8 protein-coding genes are annotated in these 11,067 nt (G+C 66.6%); 3 read left to right on the forward strand and 5 right to left on the reverse strand.

Going from position 1 to position 11,067, the window contains the following annotated elements; all coding sequences use genetic code 11:
* From BLT16_RS20240 to BLT16_RS20260, 5 genes are all read right to left on the reverse strand, one after another.
* Positions 1-1,739 (reverse strand): retention module-containing protein (locus BLT16_RS20240; protein WP_143025110.1); only part of this gene is annotated, 1,739 nt, incomplete at its 3' end.
* A 146-nt stretch (positions 1,740-1,885) separates the two neighbouring features.
* Positions 1,886-2,506 carry a response regulator transcription factor gene (locus BLT16_RS20245; RefSeq protein ID WP_089660747.1) on the reverse strand — a complete coding sequence of 207 codons (621 nt, stop codon included), beginning with the start codon at positions 2,504-2,506 and terminating at the stop codon, positions 1,886-1,888.
* A 3-nt stretch (positions 2,507-2,509) separates the two neighbouring features.
* Positions 2,510-3,943, reverse strand: coding sequence for an HlyD family type I secretion periplasmic adaptor subunit (locus BLT16_RS20250; RefSeq protein WP_089660748.1), 1,434 nt, complete (start codon positions 3,941-3,943; stop codon positions 2,510-2,512).
* Positions 3,943-6,006, reverse strand: coding sequence for a type I secretion system permease/ATPase (locus BLT16_RS20255; RefSeq protein WP_245701787.1), 2,064 nt, complete (start codon positions 6,004-6,006; stop codon positions 3,943-3,945). Before BLT16_RS20255 ends, BLT16_RS20250 begins: the two co-directional genes overlap by 1 nt.
* Positions 6,007-6,195: 189 nt before the next feature.
* A complete protein-coding gene (locus BLT16_RS20260; protein ID WP_245701786.1) occupies positions 6,196-8,505 on the reverse strand; it encodes a TolC family outer membrane protein in 2,310 nt (769 codons plus the stop codon).
* 343 nt (positions 8,506-8,848) lie between these two features.
* Between BLT16_RS20260 and BLT16_RS20265 the strand changes: the two genes are divergently transcribed.
* The 3 genes from BLT16_RS20265 to BLT16_RS20275 all read left to right on the forward strand — a co-directional run bounded on the left by BLT16_RS20265 (position 8,849) and on the right by BLT16_RS20275 (position 10,918).
* Positions 8,849-9,127 (forward strand): hypothetical protein, encoded by a 279-nt coding sequence (locus tag BLT16_RS20265; RefSeq protein ID WP_089660749.1) that lies wholly within the window; start codon positions 8,849-8,851, stop codon positions 9,125-9,127.
* A gap of 122 nt (positions 9,128-9,249) precedes the next feature.
* Entirely contained in the window at positions 9,250-9,768 is a 519-nt protein-coding gene (locus BLT16_RS20270) for a hypothetical protein (protein WP_089660750.1), read from the forward strand.
* Positions 9,769-9,775: 7 nt separating this feature from the next.
* Positions 9,776-10,918 (forward strand): GGDEF domain-containing protein, encoded by a 1,143-nt coding sequence (locus BLT16_RS20275; RefSeq protein ID WP_089660751.1) that lies wholly within the window; start codon positions 9,776-9,778, stop codon positions 10,916-10,918.
* Positions 10,919-11,067 lie beyond the last annotated feature (149 nt).

An 11,067-nucleotide genomic window follows, 5' to 3' on the forward strand; every position in this document is an offset into this window, starting at 1 on the left:
TCATCCACAAACTGCAGCTGGCCCGAGAGGTCGTAGCTAATGCTGTCGCTGGCCACGTCGCCGTCGTTGTCGACGACGGTCAGCTCGGCGCCGAGGGTGATCAAGCCGGGATCGAGGGAAATGCTCTGCCCCGGTTCAATACCCTCGGGGTGATCGATGGCCTGGAACTGCTCCAGAGTGATGGTGTACCCACCTTCGCCAGGCGCGATGTACAGGGCAAACACAAGGCTATTCGGAGCCGACTCGCCGTCGGGGGAAAATTCCGGATCGGTCGAGCCGATGATGGCAATGCTACCGTTCGGCCCTTCGACTTCATGAAGGTAGACGGTATTGCCACCGGACTCGAGGCCCGAGTCTAGTGGGCCTGAGGTTTCACCACTGTTGTTGAGGCTCAGCGAATAGGACCAGGTGCTGGAGCCGAGACCATCGGCACCGGCCTGAACATTGGCCCCAAAGAACTTGGAGAGATCGCGGGTGTTGACCAGCACCTGCTCTGGATTACCGGCCATTGCGGCGAGCTGGGGACTGAAATCGCCGCGCGGCTCCTGAACTTCAGGAGACACTTCACCTTCACCACCGCCAAATAGCGGTGTCAGGTCGGCATCGGAGGTGGTAAGAGTGAAGCCCTCAATCCCATCCATAGCGAAAACATCAACGCTGGGCGCATCGTCCAGAATGGTGATTGAAAGGTTACTGGAGGCCGTGTTGCCGCCGGCATCAGTAACCGTATAAACGAGGTTGGCCAGCGCTTCTTCAGTGCCCTCTTCATGCAGCAGATTGTTGGCGAGGGTGATGGTGAACTCACCGGTCTGCGGGTCGATCTGGATCTGGAACAGGAACGGTTCGTCGGGGTTGCTACCCTGCACACGCTCGTTGGAGGCGGTCAGGGTGTTGCTGGCCGCATCCCAATCGAGGTTGAAGCTCTCTTGGCCGATGCTGAGGGTCTCGCCGTCCATTCCGGCAAAGCCAATATTGCCAGCGCCGAGCGGGCCGAAGCTGAAGTCGATGGTGCCAGTTGCCGTTACGCTGGTGAAGCCGGTGGGGCTGGTGCTGTTGGTATCGAGGGACAGCGCCATCGGTATCGGGCCGTCAATCGGAGGCTGGTCACCATTGATCGGCACTTGCCCCCCCGCCACTAAGCCGGATTCCGCAAGTGAGATACTTGCTGGCCCAGCAGTCGGGTTACCTTCTACAGGCGCTTCGGGCTCTTCAGGCTCTTCGGGCCCTTCAACAACCTCGTCTGACTCTTCCACAGCATCCACTGGCGCGGGCTCGCCCTGGGCGGTGATGAACTCGCCACCTTGCGCTGTGCCGAACTCGAACGCTAGCGGGTCGACGCCTTCGGTGATGCGCGCCAGGCGCACGAAGCCGTGGCCGCCGTCGGCGGCGGCACCGCCACCGGCGCCTGCCGCGGTGGCATCGAGCACGTCGAGCAGGTCGACGTCGTCATCGTCGATGGCGGCGAGCAGCGCTTCGAGGTCGGCGTCCATGACTTCGCTATCGGCGGCGTCCACCGGGGCGTCGGCATCGACCTCGGGGGTCATGGCAATTTCCTGGCCGCCGCTGATCGTGGTCGGATCGAGGCCGTCGAGGAAGTCGAGCTGCACGCTGCCGTTGTCGGAGGTGACCAGCGTCTCGCCTTCGACGAGGGTGTCGCCGACGCTGAGTTCGCGCAGGTTGCCGTCGGCGTCGCGCGCCCAAGCCTGACCGGTGATCGAGAGGACGGTTGCAATTGCCATGGTGTGTTCCCTTTCGCGTAGTCATGCTGCCGCCTTAGTCGGCGGCAGCGTTTTTATGGGGCTATGACATCAGGCTAGGGGAGGCAAGGCGGGAAAAACATAGTACCGATGGACAAGGTAACCTGATGTAAACACCCGACGCCCTCTCAGGCGTCGGTAGTGGTCTCACTACGCTGCGACAACAGCAGGATGAGCTGCATGCGGTCGCGCACCCTGAGCTTGCGGAACACCGCGCCGAGATGCGCCTTGACGGTGCGGTCGGTGATCTCCATGTCGCGGGCGACCTCCTTGTTGCTCTTGCCCGAGGCCACCGCCAGCGCTACCGCACGTTCGCGCTCGGTCAGCGCGCTGAGCGCGTCGTCGCGCATCCGCGCCTCGCCGCCCAGGGCGCGGAAGGTCGAGCCCACCACCTGGGCCAGCAGGTCGGGCCACACCCAGATGCCCTGGTTGGCGGTTACTACCTCGATCTGCTGCAGCAGCGGTGCCGTGGAGATGGCGTGAGCATAGCCGCGGGCGCCAGCATTCAGGGCCTGGAACGCCTCCACCGAGCTCGGCGTGTAGGAGAGCACCACCAGCACCGCGCCGCGCTGGGAAAGCGTCTGCACCAGGGCGCCCCAGCCCTCGATCTGGCTGACCACCCATACGTGGTCGCCGGCGGAGGCTTGGGCCCGCGCCTGCTGCGGCGTGCAGCGCCGCAGGTGGGGGAAGGCTTCCTTCCAGCGCGGAATGTCGTCGAGTTCCTGGCATACGAAAAGGTGTTGTTTCATGCGTTAGCGCTCGGTCAAGGCGTTGCTGGTGCCACGCAGGATCGGTTTGAGCAGGTACTCCATCACCGTGCGCTTGCCGGTCATGATGTCCACCTGGGCGGTCATCCCGGGGATGATCGCCAAGTCATCCTGGTCGGCAAAGCCGCCCTCCAGGGTTCTCACCCGCACCAGGTAGAAGGTGTTGTCGTTGTCGTCGGTAATGGTGTCGGCACTGATATGGTCGAGCTCGGCCTCCAGCCCGCCGAAGATCGAGAAATCGTAGGCGGTGAGCTTGATGGTGGCCGGCTGCCCGGGGCGCAGGAAGGCGATGTCCTGCGGGGCGATCCGCGCTTCCACCAGCAGCTGGTCGTCGGTGGGTACGATCTCGACCACGTCCTGCCCGGGCTGGGCCACGCCACCCAGGGTGGTAATGTGCATGCGCTGCACCACCCCCGCCACCGGCGCGCGCACTTCGGCCAGGCGCACCCGGTCCTCGAGGCCGGTGCTCGACTCGTCCAGCGCCGAGAGCTCGCCCAGGGCGTCGGCCAGCGAGTCGCGCCACTCGCCGCGCCGCTCCAGGGTCACCTCGCGCAGCTGGGCCTCGGCTTCTTCGACCGCCGCCTCGAGCCGCGCCACCTGGGAGCCGGCCTGGCTGCGGTCGCCCTGGGCCCGAGACACTTCGCGCTCGAGACGCAGCACCTCGACCTCGGACACCGCCCCGGAGCTGAGCAGCGGCCGGGTCAAATTGAGCTCCTGGCTGGCCATATTGAGCTCGCGGGTGGCGGTGCTCAGCCGTGACTGTGCCTCGTTGAGCTCCTCCTGACGCTGGCGCAGCCGGTCGCGGGCAATGCTCTCGACCTCGCGCAGCTCCTCGCGACGGCTCTCGTAGAGATCGCGCTCCTGGGCGACGATATTCGGCGCCTCGGCCTGCAGCTCATCCGAGGGCGAAAACGGCGAGTCGGTGATCAAGGCCTGCAGCCGGGCGATGCGCGCCTCAAGCGACAGCGCCCGGGCGCGGTTCTCGCGGAAGCTCGATACGAAACGGGTCGGGTCGATGCGCATCAGCAGCTCGCCGGCCTCGACCATCTGGCCCTCACGGACCAGGATCTCCTGCACCACGCCGCCATCGAAGGACTGCACCTTCTGCAGCTGCTGGGAGGGGATCACCCGGCCGTTGCCGCGGGTCACCTCATCGATCTGGGCGAAGTAGGACCAGGTGATCAGCGCCACGATGGCCAGCAGCACGGTGTACAGGAAGCCCCGCGCACGCATCGGGTCCTGCTGCATGCGCGCCCAGTCGGCGTCGCTGGCCCAGTCGCGGTTGAGGTGCGCCGACGACACGCGGCGTGCGAACAGCCGATCGATCAGCGGCCGGAAGGGTTTGCCGCCACCTTCGGAAAACCGCCCAATCGCTTCGAAACCCTGCTGTTCGGCGGTCTTGGCACTGGCCTTGCTCATCAGTTGGCCCTCCCGATCTGCCCGCTACGCAGGGCCTCTACGACCTTGTCCTTGGGACCGTCGGCGACGATCTTGCCGTTATCCACCACCACGATGCGATCCACCAGCGACAGCAGCGAGGTGCGGTGGGTCACCACCACCATGGTCTTGGCCGCAGCGTACTCGGAGAGGCGCTTCTTGAAGGCCTCCTCGCTGGCGTGGTCCATGGCGCTGGTGGGTTCATCGAACAGCAGGATCTGCGGGTCGTGGACCACCGCCCGGGCGATCGCCACGCCCTGGCGCTGGCCACCGGAGAGCATCTGGCCGCGCTCGCCCACCGGCAGGTCGACGCCGTGGGGGTGCTGGTCAACCAGCTCATCGATACCGCTGATCGTCAGCGCCTGCAGCAAGGCTTCGTCCTCGACGCCCTCGCTGCCGCCACCGGCCACCACGTTCTCGCGCAGCGAGCCGTAGAACAGGCTGACGTCCTGGGGCACATAGCCGATGTGGCGGCGCAGCTCGATGGGATCGAACTGGCGGATATCCACGCCGTCGAGCAGCACCGCGCCGCTGGTGGGCTCGTAGAGCCCCAGCATCAGCTTGTTGAGGGTCGACTTGCCCGAACCCACCCGGCCCAGCAGCGCGACCTTCTCGCCGGGCTTGATCTTCAGCGAGATATCGCGAATCGCGTCGCGCTCCTCGTCCGGGTAGCGCAGCGTGATGCGGCTGAGCTCGATCTCGCCGCGCACCACTGGGCGCGAGACGAATGACTTGCCCTCGGGGCGCTCCACCGGCTTGTCCATCACCCCGTTGAGCGACTCCAGCGCGGTCGACGACTGGTGGTACTGGGCCAGCAGCGCCGCCGCCTGACTAACCGGCGCCATGGCCCGCGACGACAGCAGGTAGGCGGCGATCAGCCCGCCCTGGCTGAGGTCGCCCTCGATGATCAGGTAGACACCGACGATGATCACCGCCACCGCCACCGTGTGCTGCGCCCACAGCGCCACGCTCGACACCGACGAGCTGATCAACCGCAGCTGCGCCGAGGTGCGCGACAAAAACGCCGTGGTCTTCTCCCACACCGCCTGCAGGCGGCTCTCGGCGCGTAGCGTCTTGACCGTCTCGAGGTTGCCCAGCGACTCCACCAGGGTGGCGTTGCGCTGGGCGCCGACCCGCCAGGTGGTCTCGGACAGCTCGTGCAGCTTGCCCTGGGCGGCCAGCGCATAGAGCAGCACGAACACGATGCCCACCGCGATGGGAATCGCCAGCGGCACGCCAATGATGGCGATGATCGCCACGAACATCAGCACGAACGGCAGATCGACCAGCCCCACCACCGTGGCCGAGCCAATGAAGGCGCGCACCGACTCGAACGACTGCAGGGTAGCGGCAAACGAGCCGGTGGAGGCCGGGCGCCCTTCCAGGCGCATGCCCAGCACTCGCTGCATGATCGACGACGACAGCTTGACGTCGGCACGGCTCGCCGCCAGGTCGACGAAGGCGTTGCGCATCAGCCGCAGCGCCAGGTCGAAGCACAGCACCACGAAGATCCCCGCCGACAGTACCCACAGGGTTTCGGTGGCCTGGTTGGGGACCACCCGGTCGTAGACGTTCATCACGAACAGCGGCATGGCCACCGCGAACAGGTTGATCATCACCGAGCCGATGATCACGTCGCGGTAGAGCCGGCGATTCTCGCGGATCACGCCCCAGAACCAGTGGCGCGCCTTCTGCTTGTTGACCTCCGGGCCGCGAGCGTCGAAACGGAACTTGGGCCGCGCGTAGATCACCCGGCCGCTGTAGCGGGCCTGGAGTTCATCGAGGGTGATCTCGGTAGCCGCCTCGCCGAGTTCGGGAAAGATCACCCGCGCCGTGCGCGCCTTGACGTCCAGCGACACCAGCACGCAGGCGCGGCCCGGCTCGAGCATTACTACCACCGGCATCAGCGCCGGGTTGAGCTGCACCAGCCGTGAGCGGGCGTGGCGCGCGGCAAGGCCGGCACGCGCCGCGGCGCGCGGAAAGACGCCCGGTGTCAGCCGGCCCTCTTCCAGCGGCAGGCCCGCCACCAGGGCATCGCGGCCCATCTCCTGATCGTGGGCGCGGGCCACCACCCGCAGGCATTCCAGCAGGTCATCCTGCGGCGGCGGCTGGCGCCCCGCCTCTACGGCGCGTTTGGCATCGCTGGTCACGGTCGCCCCTTCACCCCTGTTGATTCATTCCCACCTGCAGTTCGGGCTGTGTGACAGTCGCGCCTTTCACCGACCGACACCCCCTCAAGAAGGGTTATCGGCCGAGATCAGGTACGCTTCAGCAAACCCCAGTCCGGCCACCCGGCCACGCAGGGCCTCGGCCTCCGACTGGGCCACCGGTCCCAGCTGCACGCTGTACAGGCGACCGCCGTTGCTGACCCGCACCGGGCCACCGAGTTCGGCACTCAGCTGCGCTTCGAGTTCGGCAGCGCGCTCGGCGGAGCTTACCGCCACTACCTGCACCAGTGAATCGGCCGGGGCCGCAGGCGTCGACTCGGGGGAAGCGGGGGCCGCCGCGGCCAGGGTCTCGCCGTGGGACTCGCTGGCCACCACCGAGGCGACTTCCTGGTCCCAGCGCGTCGCTGCCGGCTGGCTCGCCGAGGCGTTGCTAGCCGGCGCCGCGCGCTCGGCCGCCGGCGCGTCGAGACTCCAGCGCGCACTGAGATCGCGGCTGCGCAGCGGCGTGCCGGTCATGTCGAGGTTCTCGCCGTTGGTCTCCAGGGTGACCTCCACGCGGCGGTTCTGGCGGCGTCCGTCGGCGGTGTCGTTGCTGGCCACCGGATTGTTGGAGCCGTAGCCGCGGCTCTCCAGCAGCCCCGGCGAGACCCCCTGGGAGGCCAGGTAGTCGGCCACGCTGCGCGCCCGCGCCTCGGACAGTGGATCGTTGACGGCATCGGTGCCGGTGCTGTCGGCATGGCCGGCGATGAACACCCGCGCCAGATCGTTGCGCTGGCGAATCTGTGCCGCCAGGTCGTTGAGCTCATTCTGCGCCGCGGGGCTCAGCTCGGCGCTGTTGACCGCGAACAGCGCATCGGCGCTGATGGTCACGTCCGGGGCGCGGGTCGGCGCCGGCACATCGATATCACCGGTCAGGTCCTGCAGGGTGAAGCCCCCTGGGCCCTGCACCGGGCAAATATCGTTGGGGTCGAAGGTCACGCCGTCGCTGGACAGCTCGGCCAGGCTCGGGGTGTCGTCGCGCATCACGCCCAGCGTCGGCATCAGCTGGCCCATCGCCGCCAGGGTACGGGCGTCGGCCAAGGCCACATCGTACTCGGCGTTGATATAGGCGCGGCTCGCCTCGAAGTACTCGTTCTCGCTGTCGAGCACGTCGAGCAGGGTCCGCTGGCCGATATCGAATTGCTGCTGGTAGGCCCCGCGCACCCGGTCGATGGACTGGCGATGCTCATTGAGGTACTGCATCTGCTCGCGCAGCCGCTGAGTATCGTTATAGGCGATCTGGGTGGTCTGGCGCAGGTTGACGCACTCGACGTCGCGCAGGTCGATGGACTGCTCGACCAGATCGCTGGCACGCCGGAACGACGCGCGATCGCTGCCGCCGCGATACAGGTTCATGGTCGCGACCAGCTCGGCGACGTGCTGGTCGCGGCGGCCGGTGAAGTCGCTCTGGTTGTTGGTGCCGGTGCGGGCGCGGAACTCCAGACGCGGCTGGAAGGCCGAGCGGGTGCCGGCCTGCTCGGCACGGGCCGACTCGATGTTCTCGATGGCGGCGTGGAAGTTGGGATTACCCTCGTAGGCCATGCGCACCGCATCGTTGACCGACGGCGGCAGCTCGGCATCCAGCGACGGCGCCGGCGCCAGGGTCTCGCTCGGCAGCGTGCCGACCAGGCGCTGAAAGCGCGAACTGACGTCGTGGAGGTTGGAGGCCTCGGTCATCAGGTTGGACTCGGCCAGCGCCAGGCGCCCGCTGATCTGCTCCAGGTCGACCCGGCGCCCGGCGCCGGAGGCGACCCGCTCCTCGATCTGGTTGAAGACGCGCATGTGCTCGCGGTAGTTGTCCCGCGCCAGCGCCACCAGCTCGCGATAGCGGCGCACGTCCTGGTAAGCCCGCGCCGCCTCCAGCGCCACCTCTTCACTGGCCCCCAGCAGCTCGTAGTAGCGCACCAGCTTGGCGCGGTCGAGACGCTCGACCTCACTGCGAGTGGCAAAGCCGTCATAGATCATCTGGGTCAGCGAGAGCTCGGCGAAGTCGGTGTCGAAGCTGCCGCGGCCGTCGCCTTCACGGTCCTCGATGCCAACCCCGGCACTCACGTCGATGCTGGGCAGATAGCCGCCGCGAGCGACGTCGACCTCATTGGTCGAGGCGCGAAAGCCATTGAAGGCCGCCTGCACTTCCGGGTTGGTCGACACCGCGCGCTGCACCACCTCGCGCAGGTCGCTGCTGCCCGGCGTCGACATGCCGGCAAGGCCAGCCGTCTGGGCCTGGGCGGCGCCCGGCAGCGCAGCGAGCAGCGCCAAGGCGGTCATATGGCTGGCAGTATGGCGGAGCCTAGAGGGAAAGCGGCGGCGAAAACCGGGGGCACTGGATGCTTTCATGGGGTATTTCTCCCTTGCGTACATGACGACACCGACCCCAGCCAGCATCATCCTGTTTGTTGTCGTGACTCAGTCAGGGCTGAACGTTGCCCTCAGCTTTTATTTGTAATGAAGCGTAACCGAGATTAGTGAATTGTCCAATGCTTTTGCTGGCTTAGAGAGCTAAGAGATATAGGACAGATTTTGTAAGATATCTCTTACAAGGCAAGCGGGCATGTTCCACCAAGCGTTGAAACCGCTTGCCACACCCGGCCGGCGGGACATCACCCCGCCCGCCAGCTGTGCTATCGTCTGGCTGAGCGCCTAGCGCAGATTCCGCCAACCGCATGACAGGGCTCCCTTTATGTCCGCATCCGAGATCCATAAGACCCGCGTGATCAATGAGCTGCGCGGCTTCATCAAGAAAATGCTGCAGGACCCGGCGATCCTCGAGCAGTCGCTGCATATCGCCCGCAAGCACGCCGACCTCAACGAGCGCGACATGCTCGCCAGCATCGCCCGCGAGATCAGTGATACCACCAGCGTGCACATCCCCGACGATCCGGCCGAGCACTCCGACGCCGACCGGCTGTTTCTCGAACTGCTCAAGGAGGTCATCAGCGAGGAGCAGGCACTCTACTGAGCCGCCTGAGCAAAGCACGAGGCCAGCGCGCGAAGACGCGCCCTCAAGCTTGAAACAGAACTACCGATAACAAACATTCAGTAACCTTGACGACATGATGGCGGCCACGCAGGGAAATGCCCATGACCACCACGACCCGAGGGCTCGCCCCTCTCGCGCTGCTGCTCGCCGCGCTGCTGGCCAGTGCGGCGCTACCCGCCGCCGAGCTCCGCCCCAGCGACCGCGCGCCCTCCCAGAACGACACGCCGGTCCTCACCCTCGAGCAGGGTGAGCGGTCCCGCCAGCTCTCGCTGGCCGAGATCGAGTCGCTGCCACTCTACGCGGCGGAGATGGCGCACCCCGAGGGGCTCGAGGGTGAATTTCTCGGCGTGCTGCTGAATGACTTCCTGGCCGCCCACGGCCTCGACGACAACGAGCGGCTGCGCTTCATCGCCCGCGACGACTACACCGTATTCCTGAGCCCCGCCGAGCGTGAGCAGAAGACCTACCTGCTGGTGACCCGCTTTGACGGCGCGCCACTACCCGACCACCACAATGGCCCGCTGATGCTGACGGTGCCCGCCGACATCGAGGCGGTGCTCGACGGCAGCGAACCCATGACCCGGTGGATCTGGTCGATCACCACCCTGCGCGCCCGCTGAGCTGCCGATGCCGCACATTAGCCGACGTTTGCTGCTGCCGCTGTGCCTGCTATTCAGCGTGATCGGCGCGCTACTGATCGCCAGCGTGTGGAGCTTTGCCAACAACGCCGACCGCCACCTGGGCGCCGACTACCTCGGCTTCGCCAGTGAAGTGGTGCGCGGCCAGCAGGATGGCCTGCACCTCCAGCAGGCCATCGAGAGCCTGGCCGACAGCCCCGACCCCCTGCATCAGCAGCAGGCCCTCGAGCGGCTGTGGATCATCGCCACCCGCCGCGGCAGCGTGAACCAGTACCTCGAGCGCAGCGCCCTGGCCAAGACCGACTACCAGCACATCCTCGACGAGTATCGCGTGCTCAACCGCCTGCTGCTGGAGGTCGAGCCGATACTGGCGGTGGCCCCGTATCAACCCGAGAGCCTGGCGCGCCTGAAAACCATGGCTGACGAGCTCGACGACAGCCTGGCGTTCATCTACAGCGAGCTACAGCATCTGGTATTCGGCGCCGCCGCCAACCAGCAGCAGCTGATGCAGCGCCTGTCGCGCTGGCTGATCGTGCTGGCCGCGCTGGTGATGGTGGTGATCGCCGCCCTGATGGCCGCGCTCTACCAGATCGCCCGCCAGAAGCGCCAGGTCGAGGCGCTCAGCGTCACCGACGAGCTGACCGGCCTCAACAACCGCCGTGCACTGCTCGACCAGGCCAGCCGGCTGTTCGCCCAGAGCACCCGCAGCGGCGCCCCGATCAGCCTGGCACTGATCGATATCGACCACTTCAAGCAGGTCAACGACGCCCACGGCCACCCCACCGGCGACCGCATCCTGGTCGCCTTCGCCGCGCTGCTCAAGGACGTGGTACGCCGCGCCGACCTGGTGGCACGCATCGGCGGCGAGGAGTTCTGCGTCCTCATGCCACAGACCGATGCCAACGGCGCCGCCGAACTCAGCGAGCGCCTGCGCCGCGCAGTGATTGATCACACGTTCCGCGGCGGCCCCGGCCAGGCCGAGGCGCTGGCCATCACCATCAGCATCGGCGTCACCACCAGCCGCACCGACATCGCCCCGCCCGACGACAGCTTCGCCGCCCTCTACCCCCGCGCCGACCAGGCGCTCTACCTGGCCAAGCAGAACGGTAGAGATCGTGTAGAGGTGGGGTAGGCGCAGGGAGTGGCGCCAAGGCCAATGTAGGAGCGACGTCAGTCGCGATGGGGGTGGCCTACCCCGGCAGCGCTACGCGCTGCAATCGCGAATAAATTCGCTCCTACAGGGAGTGGCGCCAAGGCTAATGTAGGAGCGACGTCAGTCGC

Source organism: Franzmannia pantelleriensis (assembly GCF_900102875.1).
GTDB lineage: Bacteria > Pseudomonadota > Gammaproteobacteria > Pseudomonadales > Halomonadaceae > Franzmannia > Franzmannia pantelleriensis.

Excerpts from the sequence above, each read along its gene's own strand:
- BLT16_RS20245 (WP_089660747.1), bottom strand. The coding sequence starts at position 2,506 with ATGAAACAACACCTTTTCGTATGCCAGGAACTCGACGACATTCCGCGC.
- BLT16_RS20250 (WP_089660748.1), bottom strand. The coding sequence starts at position 3,943 with ATGAGCAAGGCCAGTGCCAAGACCGCCGAACAGCAGGGTTTCGAAGCG.
- BLT16_RS20255 (WP_245701787.1), bottom strand. The coding sequence starts at position 6,006 with ATGGGCCGCGATGCCCTGGTGGCGGGCCTGCCGCTGGAAGAGGGCCGG.
- BLT16_RS20260 (WP_245701786.1), bottom strand. The coding sequence starts at position 8,505 with ATGAAAGCATCCAGTGCCCCCGGTTTTCGCCGCCGCTTTCCCTCTAGG.
- BLT16_RS20265 (WP_089660749.1), top strand. The coding sequence starts at position 8,849 with ATGTCCGCATCCGAGATCCATAAGACCCGCGTGATCAATGAGCTGCGC.
- BLT16_RS20270 (WP_089660750.1), top strand. The coding sequence starts at position 9,250 with ATGACCACCACGACCCGAGGGCTCGCCCCTCTCGCGCTGCTGCTCGCC.
- BLT16_RS20275 (WP_089660751.1), top strand. The coding sequence starts at position 9,776 with ATGCCGCACATTAGCCGACGTTTGCTGCTGCCGCTGTGCCTGCTATTC.